Here is a 26482-nt window from a genome sequence, read left to right as displayed (position 1 = left end):
ATTTAGGTTCTTACCTGGAATAATTAGGCGCTTCCTTAGTGATCTGTATATCATGTGGGTGGCTTTCCATCACGCCAGCTGGAGTGATCTTTACAAATTTAGCGTCTTTGAGTTTTTGGATATTTTGTGCACCGCAGTAGCCCATGCCTGCCTTTAATCCCCCTATGAGTTGAAGGATCACCTCTGAAACGAAGCCTTTATAAGGTACTCTGCCTACGATCCCTTCAGGCACTAATTTACGCTCATCTTCTTCTGAATCCTGGAAGTACCTGTCTTTAGAGCCGTCCTGCATGGCTTCTATTGACCCCATCCCACGGTAGGTTTTATATTTGCGGCCTTCATAGATAATTACCTCTCCAGGCGCTTCTTCGGTACCGGCTAACAAAGAACCGATCATGACAGCACCTGCTCCACCTGCTATGGCTTTTACAACGTCTCCGGAAAATCTAATGCCTCCATCGGCAATTACAGGAACATCCCTTTTTGATAATGCTTTCGCAGACTCATAAACTGCTGACAGTTGGGGCATCCCTATGCCTGCGATCACGCGGGTAGTGCAGATACTCCCCGGGCCAATGCCCACTTTTACAGCATCTGCTCCTGCATCTGCCAGGGCAGTGGCAGCTTCTCCGGTTACCACATTACCAACGATAACATCTATATCTTTAAAGGTTCGTTTTACTTCTTTGAGGGCATCAATGACACTTTTAGAATGCCCATGTGCTGTATCAATACAGATAACGTCTGCTCCTGCCTTAATCAATGCGTCTATTCTTTGTAAGGAATCTTTCTTTATTCCTACGGCTGCCCCAACCCTCAATCTTCCATACTTGTCTTTACATGCTTTAGGACGGTCTTTTTTCTTTAAGATATCCTTATAGGTGATAAGCCCTATCAAACGGTAGTCTTTATCCACTACAGGCAGTTTTTCAATTTTATGCTTTTTTAAAATATCTTCGGCTTCTTTCAGGTTTGCGCCTTTATTTGCAGTGACCAGGTTTTCTTTAGTCATTACGTCTGTAACCGGCAATGAGAGATCTTTCTGAAACCTCAGATCACGATTTGTAATGATGCCTACTAATTTTTGCTGCTTATCTACAATTGGAATTCCACCGATCTTCATTTCTTTCATTATCTTAAAAGCATCTTCCAAAGTAGAATTTCCATTTAATGTAACAGGGTCTAAGATCATTCCGCTTTCCGATCGCTTTACCTTGCGTACCTGTTCAGCCTGGGCTTTTATAGACATGTTTTTATGAATAAACCCAATCCCCCCCTCCTGAGCCATAGCAATAGCCATATCAAATTCGGTGACTGTATCCATAGCAGACGAAACCAGGGGAATGTTTAATTGGATATTCCTGGTAAGATAAGTAGCAGTATCTGTCTCTTTGGGCAGTATTTTTGAATAAGCAGGAAGTAAAAGCACGTCATCATAAGTGAGGGCCTCGTAAAGGATTTTGGAATTGTCTATAGGCATGGCCTTTAAATTTAGTATCGGAATTTCATCCCGAGTACCCGGGATAAATGAAATTTATATTCAAATCTATTATTCCCGCCTGCATTGCTTTTGCTTTGCTGTTGGCGGGCAGGTGTGCTCTTAATGAACAGCTACTGGGCTCTGGTTACTGGGTTCTGGATTATTTGCTTTCGGCAGGCAGGTTGGTAATTCTTTCTGACAGTAATCACTACCTTTACCCAGCAACCAGCAACTTTATCTTAATTTCACTTCAATATATCGAGATTTCATTTTTTAATCAACTGACAACGCTATGTCCTATTGGATATTGTAAATATAGAGCGCAAAGGTAATGAGAATTTAGGGAAAATAAAAAGTCAGACTGTAGAAAAAGAAACATTATAATAAAAATATTAACAAATACTTGACTATAATAAATTAGTACCCGGGATTAGCGTCTGGGTGATATAATAAAAACATCTTTTAAACAAAAAAGTCCCTCAAAATTGAGAGACTTTTATAATATTTGGGTCTAATAGACAAAAGTTGGTTGCTAAAATCACCGCAAAAATAGTAATATTATAAGTAATGTGCAATAAATATGCGTAAAATATGAAAAAAATTATCTTACCAACGTTCACCCTGTAGCTTTATCGTATCAGGGTTATATCCCCTTTTTCAATTTTATTTTCTCCATCCAAAAACTCAACTTCAAGATAATAAACAAAGACAGCTATGCCGGATTCTTTTCCTTTGTACTTTCCATTCCATCCAGTTTCAGTAGCTTCTTTTATATCACCAGTTTCAAAAACTATTTCTCCCCAGCGATTATAAATGGCTAAATAGATATTTTTAATACCACTGCTATCAATAATACGAAATACATCATTTTCCCCATCTTTGTTTGGTGTAAAAGCATTAGGTATGAATAAGTTATTTTCTTTTACAATCTTAATGGTTTTACACAAGCTATCCGTACCGCATCCTTTAGATGTCACGGTCAAACAAACATTATATGTGCCAGCTTTAGCATAGGTATGTGTAGGGTTTTGCGTAACAGAAGTGTACCCGTCACCAAAATCCCAATGCCACGAATCTGGATTTGTTAAAGAACTATCTATAAAAGATATTAAATTTCCAACAAATAAGATTGAAGTTGTTCCAAAATTAGCAAGAAGTGGTTGGAGAGAGTTAGCTATTAAAGACTCATTTGGTAGTTGAAATCCTGAAATTCTATCCTCAAGAAACACAGCATTTGGCTGAAAATTACATCCAGGACCTACCATATTCGGATTATCTATTACATCAAGGTAGAAAGAAAAAAATTTAGGAATATATATTTTATCATCCGGTCCAATTTTCATATCTCCTCTCCGTTCGATGCTTAGTGCCGTTATAGTAATTCTACTAGCAACGATGTCACTTGCATTTAGATTATATTGATATAAACTATCTTCACCCAAGTAAGCAATAACATCATAAAATACGTTTCCATCAGGAGAGAAACTACAAGCAGTATTGGCATTATTAGCAACAACTAAATCTAATGGATTAGAAAAAGTTCCTAGTGAATTGTCAAAATCAATAAGATACCTGGTACCGGGTACTATAAATGGTAACTTTATTGCAATTTTATCTCCTTTGGTACTCATTTCAATATTATTAAATGCTAAAGTGTTAAATCCAAGATCAGTAATAATCGGTGAGGAAATTCCATCATTAGAGACCTGATAGGCATAGAATACACAGGTATTATAATCAACCGTAATAACCCAAAAGTCACAACCATTGGCATGCTTAGTACCTATCAACTGTTCACTTGTGTTTGCTTGTAAAGAAATAGCTTTTACTACTGTAACTGCTCCCAAACCTCCATATAAACTCATATCAATAATAGAATAATGTAAACCTGTACCATTACTCGTAGGGTGTCCATCATTCGTAAAAATATAAAATTTATTAGTATCTTCGGTAACAGGGACTATTAAAGATGATTGTGCTGTAGACCAATGTCCACCCATGTTATTCCCATTTTGCATTATATTATGGTTCCGGTCATACACATTTTCACTATCTGAGTAAAATAATAATTGACCAGCACTATTACAATAAACTGCACAGCCTTCTGTATAACCCATCCCACTATTAGTTAATGCAAGGGGAAAACCACTATTAAAATCAAGACCAGCACCCGGCAGATTTGGATTAAAAATATCTCCTCCAAAATACCATATATTTCCTTGCTTTTGTGCAAAAACACAAATTGAGTATAGTAAAACACACAATATGAGTATTAAATCTTTAAATGGATTCATATTTCGAGATATTAAAGCATTTTACACCGCGAATGACATTATGATTGCATTATAAGATGATATACAATGTGCTTTAATTACTATTACTTTTGCAACTAAGTACTAATTCCCCTCCTTATCCACCTTGATCAGGAATACATCAGCCTTCCCGGCTCCGAAGCTTTTCGTCTCACCTGCGATAATAAATCCTCCATCAGCAGTTTGCTGAACCGAATAGGCAACATCGTATTTTTTTCCGCCAAAAGTTTTTGTCCAAATCTTATTACCATCACTATCTGTACGGAGCAAAAAAACATCATAGGTGTAGGCTCCTTCTCCTGATATTTCTACCCAACTTGCTGTATATCCTGCGATAATATACCCTATGTCATTTCCAATCACAGGAGAAACTGAATTGCCAAAGTCCTTATTTCCATGGCCAAAGGTTTTTGTCCACAGTATATCTCCATTATCAATAACCTTGATCAGATAAACGTCAGAAACGTTGGGTCCAAAGCTGCTCCCCCCGCCTGTGATCACATACGCATCTTCTGACCCAAGCGCCCGTGAAACAGAATAGCCCCCATCATAACCCAACCCACCAAGGGTTTTTGTCCAAAGTGTATCGCCATTCGCATTAGTACGGATCAAACAAATATCAATATTTTCCGCTTCCATACTAAATGAATGTCCAATGATAATATAACCTCCGTCAAAAGTAGTCTGAAGTGACCTGCCAAACCAGGCGCCTGTTCCTCCAAAAGTTTTTGTCCACAGCGTATCACCATTCACATTGGTACGTATCAAATAAACATCCCAAATCCCGAAACTTCTTGTTTGTCCTGCGATTATATACCCAGGTTCTTTCCTCTCTGTTATGGTCGGATTATCAATCCGACCTACAACGGTCGGATTATCAATCCGACCTACAATGGAAACAGAATAACCCCAATCATCACCTTTTCCTCCATAAGTCTTCGTCCAGATCGTATCTCCACTTGCATCGGTCTTGATCAGATAAACATCAGTGGCTCCTGCACCAAAACTCTTGGTATATCCGGTAATTATAAATCCGGAGTCAGTAGTTTGCTGAACCGACCTGCCAATATCCTCACCTGCTCCACCATAGGTTTTTGTCCAAAGAGAATCTCCATTTGCATCTGTACGGATCAGATAAACGTCAGCACCACCTGCTCCGAAACTCTTTGTGCTTCCTACTATAATATAACCTCCATCGTAGGTTTGCCGGACAGCTCTGCTGCGATCATCACCCGCTCCACCAAAGGTAACTTTAAAAGCTTGTGAGAGCGCATAGTTTGCAATTAAACAAACAGCTATGATTGTAAGTGTTTTTTTCATGATTATCTGGGTTTAGTGTTTGATGTTAAATCTATTACAAAGATAAGGAATTACCCTAAAAAAAATCTATTTTCGTAATTTAAATTTCATAGTGTTAGTGTTTTGTTTAAAACCAGAAGTTTTTGCTTCCGACTTCGGTCTTCCGACTTCCGACTGATTAGTTACCTATTTTCTACTTTGTACTTATCAAATAACCTATCTCAATTTCAGCGTTACAAGCGTTAAAACAGCCAGCATCATACAGATAATAAGGAAACGCATTACTATTTTTGATTCATGGAAATTTAATTTTTGATAATGATGATGTAAAGGAGCCATTTTGAATATACGCTTTCCTTGTCCAAATCTCTTTTTGGTATATTTAAAATATAAAACCTGTATAATAACCGACACAATTTCAATTAAAAATATGCCGCAGAGTAAGGGGATCAAAAGTTCTTTTCTTATAGTTAACGCCAGCACAGCAATAATACCTCCTAATGTAAGGCTGCCGGTATCCCCCATAAAAACTTTGGCAGGATAAGAATTATACCATAAGAAGCCCACACAAGCTCCAACAAAAGCACCGCAAAAGATAACCAATTCTCCTGAATTAGGAATATACATGATGTTTAAGTAATCAGAGAAAATAATGTTACCGGATATGTAAGCCAATACAGCCAATGTCAATCCGATAATTGCCGAAGAGCCGGCAAGGAGTCCATCCAATCCATCAGTTAAATTAGCGCCATTGGAAACTGCTGTGATAATAAATATAACTATTAAGACATAAACCAGCCATGTTAAATCCTTGTTGATGAAACTGACAAGGCTGCCGTAATCAAATTCATTATTTTTCAAAAATGGGATCGTTGTTTTGGTGGATCTCGTATCTACGTAATCCGTATCAGGCCCGCCTGCCAATGTACTTTGGCGGGAAGCCAGGTACTGTTTTTCATATTGAGCTAACTGTAACTCTATACTTTCTGCAGAATATTGCCTGATCACTACATCTTCGTGAAAATAGAGTGTTAGTCCCACTATTATTCCCAGTCCCACCTGGCCAAATATCTTGAATCTTCCGGCAAGCCCCTCTTTATTCTTTTTAAAGACTTTTATATAGTCATCTATGAAGCCAATGAAGCCTAACCATACTGTAGAAATAAGCATCAGTATGATATAAATATTATCTATCTTGGCAAAAAGCAAGGTAGGTATTAATATACCGATCAGAATGATCAAACCTCCCATAGTAGGCGTACCCTTTTTGTCTGTCTGGCCGGCTAATCCCAATTCTCTTATGTTCTCATCAACCTGTTTTCTTTGTAATAATGCAATTAACCGTTTTCCAAAATACATAGCAACGAGTAGCGACAGTATAGAGGCCATGATGGACCTGAATGAAATATATTGAAAAACTCCCGCTCCAACCAGGTCATATTTTGTTTCCAGAAAATCGAATAAATAGTAAAACATTGTTCTATTGTAATAACTTCAAAGTTTCAATTAAAACTTTTTTATCATCAAAAGGCTTCCTAATTCCCTTGATCTCCTGGTAAGTTTCGTGGCCTTTGCCGGCAATAATAATGATATCATCCGGATTTGCCATACTACAGGCCGTTTTAATAGCTTCTTTTCTTTCTATTATGGTTAGCGTTTTTTTGTGATCGGCAGTTTTAACCCCTTTCTGCATATCTTCAATTATCTTTTCAGGGGCTTCGTTTCTCGGATTGTCCGAAGTAAATATTACTTTATCACTAAACCGGCAGGCAATCCCAGCCATCATGGGCCTTTTTGATGTATCTCTGTTTCCTCCGCATCCTACTACCGTTATTAACTGTGCGTTGCCATTTTTTAATTCATTTATAGTACTCAGTACATTCTTTAAAGCATCAGGGGTGTGAGCGTAATCCACAATAGCAGTGAGCCCTGGCGCTTGTGGTGAAGCAACAGACACCACTTCAAATCTGCCATTGACAGATGTTAAATCTGACAATATGGTTAGAATTTTTTCTTTATTTTCTTTTTCACTACCTGAATGCCTGCCCTGTAGCGAAGCATATCGGGGTTGTGTTACCTCATCCAAAAGTACAGCCGTTGAATAGGCTGCCAGTAAATTATAGGCGTTGAATGTACCAATCAATTTGAACCAAACCTGTTTCCCATCAATTTCCAGCTCTAAACCTTCCAAAGTGTTAGAAACCAATTTTGCCTTGAAATCTGCAACAGACCTGAGTGCATAACTATACTTTGCTGCTTTGGTATTTTGCAGCATAACATGCCACCTTTTGTCATCATGGTTTACAAGCGCAAAAGCTGATGAGGATAAGGTATCAAAAAAATGTTTTTTGGTGCTGATATATTCATCAAATGAGCTGTGGTAATCCAGATGTTCATGCGTGATATTCGTAAAGATGGCCGCTGAAAAATGAAGCCCCGCAATTCTCTTTTGCTCTATACCGTGCGAGCTTACTTCCATAAAACAATGGGTACATCCTGCCTTATTCATTTTAGCAAGCAATTGATTAATGCTAACAGGGTCGGGGGTGGTAAGTGTGAGTGGGTGTCCCCCCGAGTACTCGGGGGGATCTCCGCTGCACTCCGACTGGGTGCTGGGTACTGGGTACTCAGTGTTAGGTGCTGTTACAATATCTTCGTTGATTTTATTTTGAATCGTAGAAATAAGTCCGGTATTATACCCGAGTTTCCTGAAAAGCTGGTGCAGCAGTGTTACAGTGGTGGTTTTGCCATTTGTGCCTGTAACCCCAACTAATTTTATTTTTTCAGAAGGATTGTCATAGAAGTTGGAGGCAATGACGGCAAGGGCTTCGCGGCTGTCTTTGACCTGGATGAAGACTGAATGTTTAATGTTAGATGATGGATATCGGATGGTTCCATTTTCCATTACAATTGCAACTGCCCCTTTTTCAATTGCTTCATTAATAAATGAATGTCCATCAACCTGAGTGCCTTTCACAGCTATAAAAAGTGACCCTTTTTTTACGTTTCGTGAATCAAAAAGTATGTCATTAATTTTTATATCTGTACTGCCGGAGACCGATTCTATGGAAACTTTGTATAATATGTCTTTTAGATTTGGCATAAGGCTATTTATAAAGATAGCAATATATAATAAAAAAAGCTTTTAATAAAAAAGTCCCTCAAAATTGAGAGACTTTTATAATATTTGCTATAAAAATTTAGAATTATTATATGAACGGATGAGTAAGCACAGGGACGAGTGTTAAGAAAATGTCCTGTGGACATTTTTAACGAGTAGCCAGCCTGCGGGGTTGGCGAAGTCCAAAGAATACCTCGATTGTAGGTAGTAGCCCCAAATAATTTCACGTCATCTAATAATAAACTTTCCCGCGTCAACAAATGTTTTCTCGGTATGTAATTTATAGAAATATATTCCAAAAGGGAATTCGTCTGTGTCTATTACAAAACGGTTATGATTTATTGATTGTCTCGCGGCGATTTGTTTCCCTAACAGATTATGCAGTGTCAAGAACAGTTGTTGTTGGACACCGTCGACAGTAATTACTATTGTGGAACCTTGAGCTTTGATAAGAACATTGATGTTTCTTGAGGGTAATAAACCTACTCCGGTAGTGCCTGTGTCGGTAATACATAATAAATTCGATTTTGAAGAATTGTAGTTGAGAACTGATGAATTCTGTGAACAATTCATGTAGCGAATAGTTTCTATTAGATAGCAAGAGTCACCTGATAAGTCTGTATATGAAGTAATATTTGAAAGAACAGAGCCAACAAGAGTCATGATTTGAGATGACGCTCCTCTCCATATTCTATAGGAAGTTACAGTAAATCCTTGGTATGGAGTCCATGTTAAATTAGCTGTTGTCCCATTCATTGTTCCTGTGAGGTGAATTGTTTCGTGGAAATTGCTTAAGGGTAAAGTATTATTAAAAGAATCTACTAACGCTATTTTATATCTTTCGGATTGATTGTCTGGAGTTGAGTTGTTATCTGTAAATACACTGTTTGCGCTATACGGTATATTACCAATCGAGTCGTATTGATTTGGAGAAGTTTCTTTGTATATTGTATAGGATTGAGCTGTATATACCCCCTTGTCCCAAATAATTTCATTCTTGTTTGTGGAAGTATCTACCGTCACCATCCATATCTCTGGCGTATCAATTACAGTAGTAATTGTAGTATCCTGATAGTAAATAATAATTTCTGCTTCATCTACGCATACGTATGGGGTGTCGTGAATTAATTGTATCATATTTGTATCTCCATATTGGTATCCCGGAAAGCCGTCCGGTGTATATCGAATATGGGTAGACGGCCGACATTCCCCAGGTAGACCCATACAAGGTCCGATACAACATTCTGTACTGACTATTTGGCCATTTAGTTCTACTGTTAGCTTGCTGAGTCCACAATCAACTTTATATACCGTGACTTCTATTTTTGTCACCTTTTTACCAGTAGGTATTGGATCTAAGAATTCTTTGATACCATTATTCCAGTCGCCAGTTGCGCCATCCGAACAAGCAAAGCTTCCATTCGGCCCATCACAAATCTCACCCCAACCGAATATCCAGTTAACTACAACAGTGTCGGATTGTGCTATGGATAAGTAAGGAAACAAAAAGAAAAGCAGATAAAATATTAAAGTTTTCATATCGAGATGATTTAAAATAAATATAGTTTTTACAAGGTAAATAAAGAAAATTTCTTACAATCTTATTAACTTTGCAAAAATAAGAAAAAAAAATTCCATAAAATCCTTTTTATGGCAAAAAAAATAAACATAGACTCCCTCAATCCCAAACATCATATCATCATCAAAGGCGCGAAGGTAAATAATCTAAAAAATCTCAGTGTAGCCTTTCCAAGGAATAAGCTGACAGTGGTAACGGGGCTTTCCGGTTCAGGTAAATCTTCCCTGGTATTTGATACCCTTTTTGCCGAAGGACAAAGGAGGTATGTTGAAAGCCTCAGTGCTTATGCCCGGCAGTTTTTGGCAAGGATGGAAAAACCGCAGGTAGATTACATAAAAGGCGTTTCCCCAGCCATAGCCATTGGCCAAAAAACAAACACCAAAAATCCACGCTCAACGGTGGGTACCTCAACTGAAATTTATGACTATTTAAAATTACTTTTTGCCAGAATTGGAAAAACAATCTCACCTCAATCAGGAAATGTTGTCAAAAAAGATTCTGTATCGGATGTTGTGGATTATATTCACCGGTTTAATGAAGGTGACAAGTTCTCGATACTGGCGCCTTTAAAAATAAAAGAACACAGAACCGTTCAGGATGAACTGAAAATATTACTGCAAAAAGGTTATTCCAGGGTTGCACTGAATGGAGAGATTCATTTTATTGAGGATATACTTGAAAATCAAATTCGAAATCCGATCCCGAGTACTCGGGACGAAATTCGAAATCCAAAATTCAAAACAAATTCCAAATCCCAATCAGTACAATCATCCCGAGTACTCGGGACCGCAATTACAGATTTAATACATAATCACTATCTTGAAAAGGGGACCCTGATTTTTATAGTAATTGACAGAAACCTTGTAAAGAAAAACGATGAAGATAATAAGTTCAGGATAGCTGACTCGGTACAAACAGCTTTTTTTGAAGGGGAAGGGGAATGTATTTTAGAATTATCTTTGACGAATGATGATTTAAAAAACAGTAAAGGGGATAATTCAAAAACCGTAAATTTTTCTAATCTTTTTGAATCTGATGGAATACTATTTGAAGAGCCCAGCGTAAACTTATTCAGCTTTAACAACCCTTATGGCGCTTGCAAAAAGTGTGAGGGCTTTGGCAAAATATTGGGTGTAGATACAGACCTGGTTATACCTGATAAAAGTTTGTCGGTATATGATGCAGCGATTGCGCCCTGGAGGAGTGAAAAGATGGGTGCATGGCTCAAGCCCCTGATAAGTAACAGTGTAAATTTCAACTTTCCCATCCACAGGCCCTATAACGATCTTACTGATAAGGAAAAAGAGCTCTTATGGACAGGCAATGAGCACTTCCGTGGTTTAAATGATTTTTTCAAATATATAGAAAGAAAGACATACAAGATACAATACAGAGTATTACTTTCACGATACCGGGGCAAAACTACCTGCCCTGATTGCAAAGGCACAAGATTAAGGGAGGACGCCTCTTATGTTAAAATAGCAGGTAAATCAATTACAGATCTGCTTTTACTCCCTGTTAGCAGCATAGCCGCCCCTAAAAAGCCTGCTGAATCAGAGAATCAGAGAATCGGAGATAGGGAGAACCAGACTAAGCTCACCGATTCACCCACTCACCGGTTCTCCGGTTCAGAAGGGAAGGGGGGTGGTGTCGGGGGAGTGTTAGAATTTTTTGAATCTACTAAATTCAATGACCATGAAAATAAAATTGCCCGGAGACTTCTTACAGAAATAAAATACAGATTAAGTTATTTAAAAAATGTCGGACTGGGATATTTAACGCTTAACCGTTTAACATCAACGCTTTCGGGAGGTGAATTTCAAAGAATTAAACTAGCCACTTCATTGGGCAGCGCTTTGGTAGGTTCTATGTACATACTGGATGAGCCTACCATAGGCCTTCATCCGAGAGATACCACCCAATTAACGGGCGTTTTAGAATCATTAAGAGATCTGGGTAATACTGTAATTGTGGTTGAGCACGATGAATTGATCATGAAGGCGGCCGACCGGATCATAGACATTGGCCCGGATGCAGGTTCTAATGGCGGTAAGCTGGTATTTGAAGGCGCTTTTGATGAACTTGTCAACAACGGTAGTACTTATACTGCAAAATATTTGAGTGGAAAAGATAAAATTGAAGTTCCCGGTTTACGCAGAAAATGGAAAGATCATATAGCCATAAAAGGGGCGAGCGAAAATAATTTGAAGAATATTGATATAAAAATTCCTATAGGTGTAATATGCGTTATCACCGGGGTAAGCGGTTCGGGAAAATCTACCCTGGTAAAACAAATTTTATACCCTGCACTCTTGAAGAGTAACAGTAGCAACGGATATCGTGCTATTGGCAAAGATGAACATACCGGCAAGTTTGAGAAAATAGAAGGCGCCCTGGAGTATATCTCCCAGGTTGAATTTGTTGACCAGAACCCAATTGGTAAGTCTTCACGCTCTAATCCCGTAACCCATATAAAAGCTTATGATCTCATCCGTCAGTTATATACTGACCAACCATTATCTAAAGCCCGAAGCTACAAACCTGCTCATTTTTCTTTTAATGTTGATGGCGGGAGGTGCGATACCTGCCAGGGAGCAGGCACGGTAACTATTGAAATGCAGTTTTTGGCTGACATCAATCTAACTTGCGAAAGTTGCAAAGGAAAAAGGTTCAAACAGGAAATATTAGATGTTAGATATGCCAGCTCCAGCAGCCCGCCTCTAACTCCAAGCCCCCTTGAATCGGAGAAACGGGGAATCGGAGAAACGGAGAGCAGTAAAACGAAGCGATTCACCGATTCGGCAAGAAATATTGTCGGGGCGGATTTAGGTGAGGCTGGAGGGGGGGGCAATATTTCTGAAGTTTTGGACATGACTGTAGATGACGCTCTGATCTTTTTCAAAGACAAACCCAATATCATTAATGCACTGATACCTTTGCAAAAGGTAGGGTTAGGTTATATTTGTTTGGGTCAGCCTTCCAATACCCTCAGTGGGGGTGAAGCTCAGCGGGTTAAACTTGCATCTTTTTTGGGAAAGGGAAGCCCCCATAGCCCCCCTACCAGCCCCCCAGCCAGCCCCCCTAACAGCCCCCCTAAATCCCCCCGAAGGGGGGACTTCACCACCCCAATTGCCAAAGGCAAAAGCGATGGCAAAGTCCTCCCGAGTACTCGGGATGGGGTGGGGGGGGCTTTATTCTTCATTTTTGATGAACCTACCACCGGCTTGCATACGCATGATATCAAGAAACTACTTATTTCCATGGTTGCTTTGGTAGAGCAGGGCCATTCGGTTGTGATCATTGAACACAATATGGAAGTTGTCAAATGTGCTGATTGGATCATTGATCTTGGACCTGAGGGCGGTGAAAAGGGAGGAAGGGTTTGCTTTGCCGGGGTTCCTGAAGATCTGATCAAAGTCAAGAACAATCATACTGCACGGTATTTAAGAGAGAAAATGATGCATAGCGTGTAGAGACGCCCAAATTGGGCGTCTCTACGCTATGTGCTCTACTCGCAATTCTTTTTCATCATACTATATCCTGATTTATATCCGAGCTCCTTTGATTTTAAAATATCTTTACAGCCGCCATCCACATCTTTGAGATCATACTTTGCCATACCCCGATTAAAATAAACCAATGCTATATTAGGGTTAGATTTTATTACCACGTTGTAATCATCAATAGCGTCTTTAAAATCCTGCAAATAAAAACGGGCATCTCCTCTTCTCCGGTAAACGGAATAATTGTTGGGATTCAATTCAATATAGCTGCTGTAATCCCTTTCTGCTTCTTTATATTTGTTAAGATATTCATAAGTAATTCCCCTGCTCAAATAAGCATCCAGATTTTTAGGGTTAAGCTTCAGGCATTTATCAAAGTCTTGTATGGCTAAAAAATATTCTCCTGAATTTTTATGTGCTGTGGCCCGGTTGTAATAACAAAGTGGAAAATTAGGGTTAAGGCGCAAGCACCTGGAAAAATTTTCAACTGCATCATCAAATTTATTTAAATGATGATATACAATACCTCTTTTATAAAATTGATAATAATCAATAGAGTCAAATTCTATGGACTTATCCAGGTCACCCAACGCTTCACCATACCTGCCCAGACGAAGCTGTGAATTTCCCCTGAAATAATAATAATATCCTTTGGCAGAATCCAGGTTAATCGCTTTTGAGAAATCTTCAATTGCATTTTCTTCTTTGCCCACTTTTGATCTTAACACACCCATCTTATAATAGACATCAGCATTGGGATTAACAGACACAGATTTTGAGTAATCTTCAAGAGCTTTGTCATAATCACCCGTGATCACATATAAAAGGCCTCTTTCATAATAAACCTCATAATTTTGAGCGCCCAGCTTGATAGCATTGGTATAATCATCTATTGCCTGGATTTCCTTGCCTATATAAGAATTTATTAACCCTCTGTAATAATATGCCTGATGGTTTTTGTCATCTGCTTGTATGGCTTTCGTAAAGCTTTCTATTGCCTCTGAATAGAGTTTATGTTCCAGTTGATTTTTACCTTGCGTAAGATCATCAACTTTTTCCTGAGCAGCAACATTACAGGAAAGAAATAAAAGGAAAATGGGAATTAATTGTTTCATGGCTTTAGGGGTTGTTTATAATTATTGATGATTTTTTTTGCAATTTAACTAACTAAAACTATTAACTAATAAACCAATAGCTACTTAATATAGCTGAAATCATGCCCGTTTTTTAGCTGGACCAAAAACTCATATATCAACCTAATCACATTCTCCACGTCTTGTTTATGAACAGACTCTACAGTAGTGTGCATATATTTTAAAGGTAAAGATATCAGCGCTGAGGCAACACCTTCATTTGAATATGCAAATGCATCGGTATCCGTACCTGTACTGCGGGAAGTAGCTAATCTCTGGAAGGATATCTTTTTCTTTTCTGCTACTTTGATGATCATCTCCAGCAGATTATTATGTACAGCCGGGCCGTAGGTTAAGACAGGCCCTTTACTTGTTGAGACATCCCCGCTTTTCTTTTTATCATACATCGGGGTTTGGGTATCGTGGCATACATCTGTGACAAGCGCTACATTTGGCTTGATGCGGTTTGCGATCATCTCGGCACCCCTCAGTCCGATCTCTTCCTGCACCGAATTGACAATATACAATCCAAAAGGGAGCTTTTTCTTTTTTTCCTTAAGCATCTTAGCCACTTGGGCAATCATATACCCGCCTATGCGGTTATCCAATGCCCTCCCTACAAAATATTTATTGTTAAGGGTCATCAATTCATCTTCAAATGTCGCTACACATCCTACGTGTACGCCCAGCTTCTCAACTTCTTTTTTGGAATTAGCCCCGCAGTCAAGAAAAATATTCTTTAAAGTGGGTGTTTCTTCCTTCTCACCCTGCCGAACATGAATTGCCGGCCAACCGAAAACAGCCTTCACAATACCTTTATTGGTGTGGATATTTACTCTTTTTGAAGGAGCGATCTGATGGTCGGAGCCGCCATTGCGGCAAACATAAATAATACCCTCTTTGGTAATATAATTAACAAACCATGATATTTCGTCTGCATGAGCCTCAATTACAACCTTATAATCAGCCACTGGATTAATGATGCCCATTGCGGTACCATAGGTATCGGTAAAATGATCATCAATATAGGGTTTAATATATTCCAGCCAGATCTTCTGGCCGGAAACTTCAAAACCGGTGGGTGATGCGTTGTTGAGGTATTTTTCCAGAAATTTTTTACTTTTATTGTCCATATAAATTAGTGAAATTCGTGTAATTTAGTGGTTAAGTGGGATTTGACGCTGAATTTGTATCATTAGCCCCGCCAAAGGCGGGGTTAGCATAGGGTTACAACTTATAAACCCAATCATGCACATCTTCAATTTTCCCTGTTTTTATTCCTTCAAGTGTCTTTGCAATTTTTTGTGAAACCCCGGCTGTGGTAAAGTCTGGTAATATATAATCTTCGTCCTGATAACCTACTACCGTAATGGGTGCAATTGTAGCTGCTGTGCCTACGCCAAATATTTCTTTGAGTATGCCCTTTTCATACCCATCAATCATCTCGTTAATGCTGACGGGTCTTTCTTCCACTTTCACACCCAGGTCTTTTGCTAATTGGAGAACACTTCTGCGGGTAATTCCGTCAAGGATGGTATCGCTTACGGGTGGGGTTACCAGGGTATCTCCAAATACAAACATAATGTTCATAGTGCCCGACTCTTCTATGTATTTGTGTTCAACAGCATCTGTCCAGATAAGCTGGCGATATCCTTTGTCCTGGGCTAATTTGGCAGGATAAAGCGCAGCGCCATAATTCCCTGCAGCTTTTGCAAAACCTACACCTCCCTGTACAGACCGGGTATATTTTGTTTCTACATAAACCTTAATGGGCTCGGGGTAATATGGGCCAACCGGGCTGGTGATAACCAGGAATTTGTATGTATCTGAAGGTTTTATTCCGATATATTCATCAGAAGCAAACATGAATGGCCTGATATAAAGAGCGCAATCAGGATTTGAAGGGATCCATTGTTTGTCTAATTCAAGTAAATTAGTTATTGCCTGTATAAAAATATCTTCCGGAAAGGGGGGCATACACATTCTGTGTGCAGATATATTCAACCTTTGGGCATTATCATACGGCCTGAAGATCAACACGTCTCCTTCTTCGCTTTTATAAGCCTTCAATCCTTCAAATACCGATTGTCCGTAATGAAGCGCCAGGTTTGCAGGGCTTATTCTTAAATTGCCATACGGAGAGATCCGAAAGTTATTCCATGAACCATCTTTGTAATCAGCTATAAACATGTGGTCAGAACAAATTTTTCCGAATTTGATATCATCAAAATCAACATCAGAAATTCTTGATCTCTCAACTGTTTCAATATTTATATCGAGCGTGTCAATCATGGCTGTTGCAGTTGGTTTTAGGGATTGTTAGAAAATAAACTTTACATTTAATTATTGCAAGTATACACATAATATTTTTTAAGAAAAAAATATAGCAAGAAAAAATTCATATTTATTTTGTATGGTTTACCTAAAATATGTATATTTGACGGTTGATGGCGTAAAATAATGCATTTTACATTATAACATTTTAAAAATTATCACTTATGGATACAGGTATGTTACACACTCATGTATTAGTTGTTGTGATTTTTATGCTTTTATTTCTTGTAAAAGCAGTTTTACTGGTAGTAAAAAAGCAGGAATTACTCGCAAAGGTACGTGCCAAAACAAAGATAGCTGAAATGATATTAGGGGCGTTGATATTAATAACAGGTATTTATCTACTTTGGATACAGGGTCAATACGAAAGCTGGCTTATCATTAAGGTTGTTATAGTTTTAATCGCTATTCCTTTGGGTATAGCAGGTTTCATTAAAAATAATGTTGTGTTGGTTCTTCTTTCATTGTTTGCATTCATTTATGTATATGGAGTGGCTGAAACTAAAAGTATTAAGTTTAAAAAAAGTATCCAACACTTAAATTTAAAGGCAGGACAAAATGATACTTCATCAGAAAATATGGCATCAAAAATTCTCTCATCTAATGAGAATGTTGCAATTGCTAACGCCAAAGCCATATATGATCAATTATGTTTAAACTGCCATGGAACTGACGGTAAGCTGGGGAAATTTAAAGCAAGCGATCTAAGCAAAAGTACGATGAGTAACCATGAAAAAAAACAGATCATCGCTAATGGTAAAGGTGTGATGAAGGGATATAGGAAAGAACTTTCTGATAGTGAAATTGAATCTATTGCTTTATATCTGGACACATTTAAAAAGTAGACAGTAGACAGTAGACAATAACTATAACTATAACTATGACTATTAATAATGACAGTATCCCACCCTGCGGGTGACCAGCCGAAGGCTGGCAATATCTAATATCGGGTATTAACAGGGCATCTCTAAAAACTACATATTTTTTAAAACACACCCCTTGCCCCTCTTGATAGAGGGGAATGTATGGTGTAGTTTTTAGAGATGCCCAACAGGCAAACATTATGCATCAAGTATCAACCAACCGGCATCCAGCATCTAGTATTCAGCAACCAGAAAAAGCCATCTTGGTTGCATTAATTAATGAAAAACAACCTTTGGCAAAGACAAAGGAATACCTGGAAGAATTAACATTTTTAGCCGAAACATCAGGGGCCAGAACGTTACAAAGTTTTACACAACGGTATGATTTCCCCCATCCGAAAACTTTTGTAGGAAAAGGGAAGCTCAATGAAATTAAAGCTTACATTACAGCAAATGATGTTGATATGGTTATTTTTGATGAGGAACTCTCTCCTGCTCAGCAAACAAACCTTGAAAAAGAGCTTCAATGCAAGATCCTGGACCGCACTGCCTTAATATTAGATATCTTTGCTATTAGAGCTAAAACCGCACAGGCAAAAACACAGGTAGAGTTGGCACAAATGGAGTATTTGCTCCCGCGCTTAAAAGGGCTATGGACACATCTTGAAAGACAAAAAGGGGGTATTGGATTGCGAGGTCCGGGTGAAAAAGAACTGGAAACAGACAGAAGAATTATGAGAAATAAAATATCACTGCTTAAAAAGAATCTTGAAAAAATAGACCGGCAGATGATAACCCAGCGTAAATCCAGGGGAAAGTTGGTTCGGGTAGCACTTGTAGGATATACCAATGCGGGTAAATCTACTTTGATGAATCTTCTGGCCGGTTCAAATATTTTTGCCGAAAACAAACTGTTTGCTACTGTGGATTCAACAGTCAGAAAGGTAGTTATAAGAGGGACGAGGGATGAGAGACGGGGGGCGAGGGACGACACCAGTCCTCAAAACCAAATTCCTTTGTTACTGACCGATACTGTTGGTTTTATTAGAAAGTTACCCCATAGCCTGATAGAATCGTTTAAGTCAACATTGGATGAGGTGTGTGAAGCAGATCTGTTATTGCACGTTGTGGATGTTGCCCATCCCTGTTTTGAAGAACATATTGATGTTGTAAACAGTACACTGGCAGAAATAGGCGCTGCAAACAAACCTACCATACTGGTGTTTAATAAAATAGATCTATACCATCCAAATTATTCGTTAAACGGGCAGGATAAGTCATCCTTTTGTAGAGACGTTGCCCCGACAAATCGGGATTTCAGAGAATCTTCAACATGCAACGTCTCTACAAAAGAACTTAAATCCACTTATTTTGCTAAGAGCGGGAAGACAACAATATTTATTTCAGCCCTGGGAAAGATCAATATTGAGGAATTACGCAAAGCAATATATAAAAAAGCAGCGCCTATACATCACTCAATATATCCTAATTGGATGAAAATAAAGTACGAATAAGACCCGAATTCGTAGTGATTTTGTTTGGTTCTGTGGTTAATGGTAAAGTGCATAGATAAAAATATTCAGATCATTTATCCCTGGCAGGTGCCGTATTTTTTAGATTCATAGTTTGTTTTATACAACTATATTTTCTACCTTTGCAGTCAATATTATGGGGTCTTTGAAAAAAATAAAATGAGTATCCGTTTTTTTATCAAATTATCAATAACACGTCATGCAACCATCCCGAGTACTCGGGAATCATGGTCAAGTAATGTTTTTGGTATAAAAAAGCGGACAGTCATTAAAAATAATTATACTATAAACCTTTAAATCATAATATTATGGAAACCACAACAATTGACAAAAACGTGAAAAATAAAGTAAAAGATATCTCCCTTGCCGAATGGGGCAGAAAAGAGATCAATTTAGCTGAAGCCGAAATGCCAGGATTGATGGCAATCAGGAAAGAATATGGCCCTAAAAAGCCGTTAAAAGGCGCCAGGATCGCAGGTTGTTTACACATGACCATTCAGACTGCTGTTTTAATAGAAACTTTAATTGAATTAGGCGCTGAAGTCACCTGGTCTTCATGCAATATATTTTCAACGCAGGATCATGCTGCTGCTGCAATAGCTAAAGCAGGTATCGCTGTTTATGCGTGGAAAGGAATGACTGAAGAGGAGTTTGATTGGTGTATAGAGCAAACGCTATTTTTCGGAGAGGATAGAAAGCCTTTAAATATGATCCTCGATGATGGCGGTGACCTAACCAATATGGTGCTTGATAAGTATCCTGAATTAGCTCAAGGTACAAAAGGAATAAGCGAAGAAACTACTACAGGTGTACACCGGCTTTATGAAAGAATGGAAAAAGACACTTTACCGGTACCTGCAATCAATGTGAACGACTCGGTTACAAAATCAAAATTTGATAATAAGTATGGCTGCCGGGAATCACTTGTTGACGGGATCAGGAGAGCTACGGACCTGATGATAGCAGGAAAAGTGGCTGTAGTTGCCGGGTATGGCGATGTTGGTAAAGGTTCTGCAGAATCATTAAGAGCAGCCGGCGCCAGGGTTATTGTTACGGAAATTGACCCGATCTGTGCATTGCAGGCAGCGATGGAAGGATTTGAAGTGAAGAAAATGGAAGATGCTGTGAAGCGAGCAGATATTGTTGTTACAGCCACAGGTAATAAAGATATAATTGGCAGCCGTCATTTTAAGATAATGAAAGACAAGGCCATTGTTTGCAATATAGGTCATTTTGATAATGAAATTGATGTGGCATGGTTGAATGACAATTATGACCATACCAAAGAAACTATCAAACCCCAGGTTGATAAATATACAGTGGATGGCAAAGATATTATCCTGCTTGCTGAGGGGCGTCTCATAAATTTGGGCTGTGCCACAGGGCATCCATCATTTGTGATGTCTAATTCTTTCACCAACCAGACTCTGGCACAAATTGAATTGTGGAATAATACAGGCAAATACGAAAACAAGGTTTACACCCTGCCAAAGCATCTTGACGAAAAAGTCGCCCAACTGCACCTTGAGAAAGTTGGAGTTGAATTAGAAACATTGACCCCGGAACAAGCTAAATATATCGGGGTGAAGGTTGAAGGGCCGTATAAGGCAGAGTGGTATAGGTATTGATAAACTTCAAAATCCAAATGACACCAAAAGAGATTGATGACAAATTAGTGATACCAGAAGAAGATAAGGTAACATCAATAAAAATATTGGAAGCTGAATATATCTATAACTTTATAAAAGAACATGATATAAAAAAAACCCTTGAAACAGGATTTGGTTATGCTCGTTCTGCTTCGAATATTATAGCTGCCTCAGAATGTAAACACATAGTTATTGATCCTTTTCAAGCTAATTACCAATATTTAGGGCTTAAAAACATTGAAAAGATAGGGTTACAAAATTTATTAGATTTTCGCAATGATTACTCTCATAATATTTTGCCAGAGCTATTAGAAAAAAAACAATTATTCAAATTTATATTTATTGACGGGGATCATAAGTTCGATGGTATATTAATTGATTTTTATTATTCTGATTTGTTATTAGAAAATAAAGGATATATTTTACTTCACGACACCTGGATGCGTAGTACCCAGCTTGTAATGTCATTTATAAAAAAGAATCGAAATGATTATATAAAATTAAAAACCCCATTAAGGAATTTTGCATTGTATCAAAAAGTTGGGCTTGACAAAAGAAATGGTATGTATTTCAAAGAATTTTATACTACTAAATCACTTATAACTTATAATGTGATTACGTGGTTAACGACAGGAAATCAAAATATATTAAAAAGGATTGTATTTAAATTAAAAGAATTAATTAAATAAAGAACTATTTGAGAAAACCAGAAGCTCTCCACTGAATTTGATTTATACATTATAAATTAATTACTTCCCTATATATCTCCAGCGTCTTTTCAGCCATTTTTTCTTTTGTATAATCTTTCAAGCTGTTGCAGGCATCCTCTGTTAACCGTTCTCTTAACCGCTCATCGTTTAAAAGACGAATTACACACCGGGCTAATGATCCATGATCTTTTATCTCTGCCGTCAGACCTGTTTTTTCATTGATCACTATCTCCGGAATACCACCTGCACGTGTAGCCACAACTGGTATCTTATTGGCAAAAGCATCTAGTATAGCTGTACCCAGCCCTTCGGTTTTAGAGGTCATTAAGAAAATATCTATTTCAGGAAAAATATCAGGAATATCATCCCTGAAGCCCGTCATATAAATGTGTTGCTCAAGCTGTTTTTGTTCTATATAGTTGGCAATTTCGTTGTACGAAGGGCCGGCTCCAATGATAAAAAATTTGGCTTTTATCTTTTGCGTGATCAATTCTTCAGCAGTATTTACGAAAGTAAAGTGATCTTTATGAGGCGCGATAGCCGATGTATTTGCAATGATTGCATTATTGGCTGGTATTTTGTATTCTTCCCGTAATATATTCCGGTTTGTTTTTCCTTTAAACTTGTTCGGGTCAATACCACTATATACAGTTACGCATTTTGAATGATCTTTTATACCTTTAGCAACTATTTCTTTAATTGTTTCTGACACACAAACGATTTTTTTAATTCCATTATAATTGTACTTAAAACGTGATAGAAAATTATTTTTTACCGGAAAATCCACCCTTCTGCTTAAAATAATCGGGAGGTTATTACCTAACAGGTGAGACCATACTCCTATTGCGTGTGAATGGCTGCTATGGAGGTGCACCAGATCAATTCCTATATATTTGCAAAATTCTTTTATTCTCAAGGCAGTGATTATGTCAAATTCATTGGCAAATGGAAGAGAAACGTGGTCAATTAATTGTTTTTTACAATAAGATTCAAATGCTGAATTTTTACGGCAGGCAACAAAACAGTGAACATTTTTATTTTGTAACTCTTCAATAAGGTAAGCGATTTGCTGTTCTCCGCCCCGCCATGTTCTTTCAGAGCTTAAGTGTAAAATTTTCATCGTGGGTGTTAAGGAGTAAACCTTATTTTATTGTATCGGAATTTCGATGTTTAAATGAAATTTATATTCAAATCTATTATTTGTGCTATTAATAAACAGCTACTAGGCTCTGGTTACTGGGTTCTGGGTTATTTGCTTTCGGTAGGCAGGTTGGTAATTCTTTCTGACATTATTCACTACCATCACCCAGTACCCAGTGCCCAGTACCCAGTAACTAACTTATTATTTTTACTTTATCCCGAGTACTCGAGACTAATTTTATTTTTAATTAACTTACTTTGTTATGTTCTTTGAAAGGTAATAAAAAGTACTCTGCCCAGTAGCAATTTAGTATTATTATGGATTTGTATTTTCTTTAATCGACAGTAAAGATATATGAGTGGGTAAAAAAACATTAAATATTTTGAGGTTGATTGAAATTTGTCAATGTCTATAGAATATATTTCAAAACCGTTACGAATGCCAATATAATTATACTGATCTATGGTTAATGATGCTACATGTTGAAGGCCATCATTATTATACAAATCCAAGGGTTTAAAACTATAGTAAAAACCAGAGAGCAAAAACCTGATCCTTGATTTTAATGAAATTATATTGGGAGTTGAAAAAATTAATTTGCCATTGGGCCTTAATATTCGTTTACATTCCTGAAAGAAACTTTCATGGTCAAGAATGTGCTCCATAACTTCAACAGCAATAATCACATCAAATGATCCATTCTCATAAGGAAGTTTTTTTGTCAAATCAGCTTTTTTACATGCTACTTTATCAAACATAAATATTTCCGGAAACAAATCACAGGCACTAATGCTGAAACCATGTTCATATAATTTTTTTGTAAATGCGCCATGCCCTGCTCCAACTTCAAGGACTTGTAGCTCCTTCGGGTCTTTTCCAATTATTTTTAAAAAATAAGGGAAAAATTTTTCATGGATTCCCGGCATTGCGATGGGTAGAACTTCGTTGCTCATAGTTATAAATGACTAAGCTGGCGTAGCCAGAACCAAACAAGTTATTAATCAACAGTCAACAGTCGGCAATCGGCAGTCGGCAGTCAGCAACATTGGCGACTGTGGACTGCTCCCGAGTACTCGGGATGGACTTGTTTCAGAATGTATAAAAATATTTTGCCAAAAAGTGTCAAGATTTAAGAATTTAGTTACTTAATTAAGTCGTTGTGTATAGTCATTTCTTATTTCCTAATATACCAATAAATGACATGAATAAAGAGAACGTCATACTATCAATCTGTTTAATTAATGATGCGTCAAAAAGCATAGTTGTCAGGTAAAAAGATAAGAATGACAATCCATATATAAAGATTATTTGTGCATTCCTGAGAGAATACAGCCAATAAAAGATAACCAAAATAAAGACTATCAATCCCCAAATACCTATTGAGGCCCAAATATACAAATATTGAGAGTGGGAATTTACAGGCAGATCATACTGGTCTTTTTCATAGATTTTACTTAGTTCATATATATAATCTCCTGTACCTACACCCAACACAGGATTTTGTTTTATTAACTGCCAGGTATTTTTCCACGATACAATTCTTCGCACACTGGTGAAGTCACGAATTCTTTCATCGTCCTTTTTTAAGTTTTTAGATACTTCCAGCTCCCAGAATAATTGATTATAACGTTTATGGACCGGAGGTATAAATTTATAAGCACAGTAAGGGATTGATACAGCAAAAAAAATAATTATTAGCATGAACAAAGAAGACGCAAAAAATTTGCCAATTCGCTTCATCAGTTTTGGTTGCAAATAGTTGTAAAACAAGCAAATAAAAAAAACCATTAAACCTGCTAACAATCCTAACTGCCCGCCTCTGCCACCTAATAATGAAGATGTAATTATTAATGTTAAAAATAGAAATAGAATATAGATTCTTTTTTTATTTGCCTGCCTGCGCCAAGGCTTTGGCAGGCGGGTCTGTTTACTCCACAGAGGAAGCTCCGCAAAAAACAAATAACAAGAGCTTATAGAAGCAACAGCTATCAGATTACTAAATTGTAACCTGTCAATAAAAGGTGAATAAAGTCCAAATAATATTCTATCTTTATTTAATGGATATTCTTGCAATAGTGGTATATTATTAATTAATTTGATTAGTTGAGCTTCAGGAATTAAGTAAAAAATTATTGTAACAAGGCAGGCAAAGGCAGTTCCCTGAATAAAAGCTAATATGTATTGTCTGCCATATTTTTCAATAAGGCCAGGATTGAGCAGGACAATAAATGGAATAACAAAGAGCCGATGATGACGTTTAAGAACAATTAAGCCGTTGACCAGATCAGACGTGTAAAGTAAACCAACTAAAAAACAAAGAAAAATCAAGCAAATACTTACTACATGTTTATTTTCCTTAATCAGATATTTAATATTTATATCTTTTAATCTGAGTAGGGATAAAAAGATCAATAATACTTCACACGTTGAGGCAAGGCCTTTTGAAATGGGCAGTGAAATAAAGAGTACTAAAAACAGATAATGGGTATATTTGTTGTTAATTATCATAATTTTTAAGTGCTGAAGTGAAGAGGAAAAAGTGTTTAAATGCTCCTACATGCTAACCACTTTGCACTTCAGAACTTTTTTTACTGTAGATGTTCTATATGTTTTTTTAAAAATAAACTTTAATTTTGGAACAATATTATTAACCTTGAACGTAATATTAATTCTTATTATCAAAAAAACACTGTATTTTACAAACTTAAAACATCTAACGGAGCGGGTAAATGCACATTAAGGTAAAAAATAGTAATAAAGCATCAAAAGATAAGCTCTTTGAAAAAGAGTTGCTGCCTCAAATAAATTCACTCTATAATCTGGCATACAGGTTAACATTAGACGAGGATGATTCTAAAGACCTTGTACAGGAAACATATTATAAAGCATACCGCTTTATTGATTCATATCAGTCAGGAACTAATGCCAGGGCTTGGTTGTTCAGGATATTAAAAAACAGTTTTATTAATGAATTCAGGAAAAAGATCAAGCAACCTCATAAGATTGATTATAATGAAATAGAAGCAAATTATAACAGAGAAGCGGGAGATGTATTTGATAAAAACATCGTAGTAGATCTGAGGATAGAAACGGTGCAGGATATGATTGGTGATGAAATTACCAACGCCCTCAATTCATTAGATGTTGATTTCAGAACCGTAATTATTTTGTGTGACCTGGAGGGTTTTACTTATGATGAAATTGCTAAAATATTAGATATTCCTATCGGAACAGTTCGTTCACGGCTGCATAGAGCAAGGAACATTCTTAAAGAAATATTGAAAAAATATGCAAAGAAAATGGGGTATAAGTAGCAACAATTTAATTACGCAATATTGTAATCATAAAATATATTATTTCTATGGGATTATGTCAGAATTAATTTATAATGGATAAATCTAAAAAAGAGCAAAGTAGTTCACAAAAATGTATGAATTGTGAAGAGTGCATTAAAACGCTTGGGCTTATCATTGACGGTGAAGCTACACCAGAAGAAGAAGCATATTTTACGAAGCATATTGAAAAATGTATGCCATGCTTAAAGCAATACCATCTTGAAAATGCAGTAAAAAAAGTGCTCAAAAACAAGCTGGAACGTAAGCCTGTCCCTAAAGGACTTGTGGAAATGATCAGAGCAAGAATAAATCAGATGGCTTAATGCGCATTGTGCAGAGAGCATAGCGCATGGTGCATAGAGGAGAGAACAAAATGCAGCGTTCTTTACGCTATGCTCCATGCGCTAGTACTTAGTTGCATAAATAAGGGTTATTATGCTTTGTTGAATTAAACAATATTGTCACTCGTAGTAATTTAATAGTAATTCAAT

Annotated in this window: 18 protein-coding genes and 3 pseudogenes; 9 read left to right on the top strand and 12 right to left on the bottom strand. The window is 37.3% G+C overall.

Annotated features, from left to right (window positions below; all coding sequences use genetic code 11):
- Positions 1 to 10: 10 nt before the first annotated feature.
- The 6 genes from guaB to FVQ77_06075 form a co-directional block, all read right to left on the bottom strand.
- Complete coding sequence (gene guaB, locus FVQ77_06100; protein MBW8049900.1) at positions 11 to 1480, bottom strand: IMP dehydrogenase; 1470 nt, start codon at positions 1478 to 1480, stop codon at positions 11 to 13.
- 629 nt (positions 1481 to 2109) lie between these two features.
- Entirely contained in the window at positions 2110 to 3774 is a 1665-nt protein-coding gene (locus FVQ77_06095) for a T9SS type B sorting domain-containing protein (protein MBW8049899.1), read from the bottom strand.
- 102 nt (positions 3775 to 3876) lie between these two features.
- Positions 3877 to 5112, bottom strand: coding sequence for a hypothetical protein (locus tag FVQ77_06090; GenBank protein MBW8049898.1), 1236 nt, complete (start codon positions 5110 to 5112; stop codon positions 3877 to 3879).
- A gap of 195 nt (positions 5113 to 5307) precedes the next feature.
- On the bottom strand, positions 5308 to 6567 hold the full coding sequence (locus tag FVQ77_06085) for a phospho-N-acetylmuramoyl-pentapeptide-transferase (GenBank protein ID MBW8049897.1): 1260 nt from the start codon (positions 6565 to 6567) through the stop codon (positions 5308 to 5310).
- Between the two features lie 4 nt (positions 6568 to 6571).
- Positions 6572 to 8194, bottom strand: a complete 1623-nt coding sequence (locus FVQ77_06080; protein ID MBW8049896.1) for a UDP-N-acetylmuramoyl-L-alanyl-D-glutamate--2,6-diaminopimelate ligase — start codon at positions 8192 to 8194, stop codon at positions 6572 to 6574.
- A gap of 246 nt (positions 8195 to 8440) precedes the next feature.
- Positions 8441 to 9751 (bottom strand): T9SS type A sorting domain-containing protein, encoded by a 1311-nt coding sequence (locus tag FVQ77_06075; GenBank protein MBW8049895.1) that lies wholly within the window; start codon positions 9749 to 9751, stop codon positions 8441 to 8443.
- 111 nt (positions 9752 to 9862) lie between these two features.
- On the opposite strand from FVQ77_06075, the pseudogene FVQ77_06070 reads away from it, so the two are divergent.
- The 3 pseudogenes from FVQ77_06070 (at position 9863) to FVQ77_06060 (ending at position 13264) form a co-directional block, all read left to right on the top strand.
- Positions 9863 to 10474: pseudogene (locus tag FVQ77_06070) on the top strand (excinuclease ABC subunit A).
- 978 nt (positions 10475 to 11452) lie between these two features.
- Positions 11453 to 12490 (top strand): annotated as a pseudogene (locus tag FVQ77_06065) (ATP-binding cassette domain-containing protein).
- Positions 12491 to 12988: 498 nt separating this feature from the next.
- Positions 12989 to 13264, top strand: a pseudogene (locus FVQ77_06060) (hypothetical protein).
- Positions 13265 to 13299: 35 nt separating this feature from the next.
- On the opposite strand, the gene FVQ77_06055 reads toward FVQ77_06060, so the two are convergent.
- From FVQ77_06055 to FVQ77_06045, 3 genes are all read right to left on the bottom strand, one after another.
- The gene (locus tag FVQ77_06055) at positions 13300 to 14409 is read right to left on the bottom strand and encodes a tetratricopeptide repeat protein (GenBank protein MBW8049894.1); all 1110 of its coding nucleotides are present in this window, start codon (positions 14407 to 14409) and stop codon (positions 13300 to 13302) included.
- Positions 14410 to 14489: 80 nt separating this feature from the next.
- Positions 14490 to 15560: a M42 family metallopeptidase gene (locus FVQ77_06050; protein MBW8049893.1), complete on the bottom strand. Its 1071-nt coding sequence runs from the start codon at positions 15558 to 15560 to the stop codon at positions 14490 to 14492.
- A gap of 94 nt (positions 15561 to 15654) precedes the next feature.
- Positions 15655 to 16719 carry a branched-chain amino acid aminotransferase gene (locus FVQ77_06045; protein ID MBW8049892.1) on the bottom strand — a complete coding sequence of 355 codons (1065 nt, stop codon included), beginning with the start codon at positions 16717 to 16719 and terminating at the stop codon, positions 15655 to 15657.
- Positions 16720 to 16925: 206 nt separating this feature from the next.
- Here FVQ77_06045 and FVQ77_06040 point away from each other — a divergent pair, with 206 nt between their 5' ends.
- From FVQ77_06040 to FVQ77_06025, 4 genes are all read left to right on the top strand, one after another.
- Positions 16926 to 17606: a hypothetical protein gene (locus tag FVQ77_06040; protein MBW8049891.1), complete on the top strand. Its 681-nt coding sequence runs from the start codon at positions 16926 to 16928 to the stop codon at positions 17604 to 17606.
- Positions 17607 to 17824: 218 nt separating this feature from the next.
- Positions 17825 to 19138, top strand: coding sequence for a GTPase HflX (gene hflX, locus FVQ77_06035; GenBank protein ID MBW8049890.1), 1314 nt, complete (start codon positions 17825 to 17827; stop codon positions 19136 to 19138).
- A 326-nt stretch (positions 19139 to 19464) separates the two neighbouring features.
- Positions 19465 to 20784: an adenosylhomocysteinase gene (locus FVQ77_06030; protein ID MBW8049889.1), complete on the top strand. Its 1320-nt coding sequence runs from the start codon at positions 19465 to 19467 to the stop codon at positions 20782 to 20784.
- A 17-nt stretch (positions 20785 to 20801) separates the two neighbouring features.
- Positions 20802 to 21494, top strand: a complete 693-nt coding sequence (locus FVQ77_06025; GenBank protein MBW8049888.1) for a class I SAM-dependent methyltransferase — start codon at positions 20802 to 20804, stop codon at positions 21492 to 21494.
- A 49-nt stretch (positions 21495 to 21543) separates the two neighbouring features.
- Here FVQ77_06025 and FVQ77_06020 read toward each other — a convergent pair whose 3' ends face one another.
- From FVQ77_06020 to FVQ77_06010, 3 genes are all read right to left on the bottom strand, one after another.
- Entirely contained in the window at positions 21544 to 22635 is a 1092-nt protein-coding gene (locus tag FVQ77_06020; protein ID MBW8049887.1) for a glycosyltransferase family 4 protein, read from the bottom strand.
- 281 nt (positions 22636 to 22916) lie between these two features.
- Entirely contained in the window at positions 22917 to 23609 is a 693-nt protein-coding gene (locus tag FVQ77_06015) for a class I SAM-dependent methyltransferase (GenBank protein MBW8049886.1), read from the bottom strand.
- Positions 23610 to 23823: 214 nt separating this feature from the next.
- A complete protein-coding gene (locus FVQ77_06010; GenBank protein ID MBW8049885.1) occupies positions 23824 to 25164 on the bottom strand; it encodes an O-antigen ligase family protein in 1341 nt (446 codons plus the stop codon).
- Positions 25165 to 25385: 221 nt separating this feature from the next.
- Here FVQ77_06010 and FVQ77_06005 point away from each other — a divergent pair, with 221 nt between their 5' ends.
- Together FVQ77_06005 and FVQ77_06000 are read left to right on the top strand one after the other, a co-directional pair.
- Complete coding sequence (locus FVQ77_06005) at positions 25386 to 25970, top strand: sigma-70 family RNA polymerase sigma factor (protein ID MBW8049884.1); 585 nt, start codon at positions 25386 to 25388, stop codon at positions 25968 to 25970.
- Positions 25971 to 26044: 74 nt separating this feature from the next.
- The gene (locus FVQ77_06000; GenBank protein MBW8049883.1) at positions 26045 to 26314 is read left to right on the top strand and encodes a mycothiol system anti-sigma-R factor; all 270 of its coding nucleotides are present in this window, start codon (positions 26045 to 26047) and stop codon (positions 26312 to 26314) included.
- Positions 26315 to 26482: the final 168 nt, after the last annotated feature.

It is taken from the genome of Cytophagales bacterium (genome assembly GCA_019456305.1).
GTDB lineage: Bacteria > Bacteroidota > Bacteroidia > Cytophagales > VRUD01 > VRUD01.
This window is presented reverse-complemented; position numbering and strand designations above follow the sequence as displayed.

Coding starts and splice junctions, on each gene's coding strand:
- guaB (MBW8049900.1), bottom strand. CDS start 1,480: ATGCCTATAGACAATTCCAAAATCCTTTACGAGGCCCTCACTTATGAT.
- FVQ77_06095 (MBW8049899.1), bottom strand. CDS start 3,774: ATGAATCCATTTAAAGATTTAATACTCATATTGTGTGTTTTACTATAC.
- FVQ77_06090 (MBW8049898.1), bottom strand. CDS start 5,112: ATGAAAAAAACACTTACAATCATAGCTGTTTGTTTAATTGCAAACTAT.
- FVQ77_06085 (MBW8049897.1), bottom strand. CDS start 6,567: ATGTTTTACTATTTATTCGATTTTCTGGAAACAAAATATGACCTGGTT.
- FVQ77_06080 (MBW8049896.1), bottom strand. CDS start 8,194: ATGCCAAATCTAAAAGACATATTATACAAAGTTTCCATAGAATCGGTC.
- FVQ77_06075 (MBW8049895.1), bottom strand. CDS start 9,751: ATGAAAACTTTAATATTTTATCTGCTTTTCTTTTTGTTTCCTTACTTA.
- FVQ77_06055 (MBW8049894.1), bottom strand. CDS start 14,409: ATGAAACAATTAATTCCCATTTTCCTTTTATTTCTTTCCTGTAATGTT.
- FVQ77_06050 (MBW8049893.1), bottom strand. CDS start 15,560: ATGGACAATAAAAGTAAAAAATTTCTGGAAAAATACCTCAACAACGCA.
- FVQ77_06045 (MBW8049892.1), bottom strand. CDS start 16,719: ATGATTGACACGCTCGATATAAATATTGAAACAGTTGAGAGATCAAGA.
- FVQ77_06040 (MBW8049891.1), top strand. CDS start 16,926: ATGGATACAGGTATGTTACACACTCATGTATTAGTTGTTGTGATTTTT.
- hflX (MBW8049890.1), top strand. CDS start 17,825: ATGCATCAAGTATCAACCAACCGGCATCCAGCATCTAGTATTCAGCAA.
- FVQ77_06030 (MBW8049889.1), top strand. CDS start 19,465: ATGGAAACCACAACAATTGACAAAAACGTGAAAAATAAAGTAAAAGAT.
- FVQ77_06025 (MBW8049888.1), top strand. CDS start 20,802: ATGACACCAAAAGAGATTGATGACAAATTAGTGATACCAGAAGAAGAT.
- FVQ77_06020 (MBW8049887.1), bottom strand. CDS start 22,635: ATGAAAATTTTACACTTAAGCTCTGAAAGAACATGGCGGGGCGGAGAA.
- FVQ77_06015 (MBW8049886.1), bottom strand. CDS start 23,609: ATGAGCAACGAAGTTCTACCCATCGCAATGCCGGGAATCCATGAAAAA.
- FVQ77_06010 (MBW8049885.1), bottom strand. CDS start 25,164: ATGATAATTAACAACAAATATACCCATTATCTGTTTTTAGTACTCTTT.
- FVQ77_06005 (MBW8049884.1), top strand. CDS start 25,386: ATGCACATTAAGGTAAAAAATAGTAATAAAGCATCAAAAGATAAGCTC.
- FVQ77_06000 (MBW8049883.1), top strand. CDS start 26,045: ATGGATAAATCTAAAAAAGAGCAAAGTAGTTCACAAAAATGTATGAAT.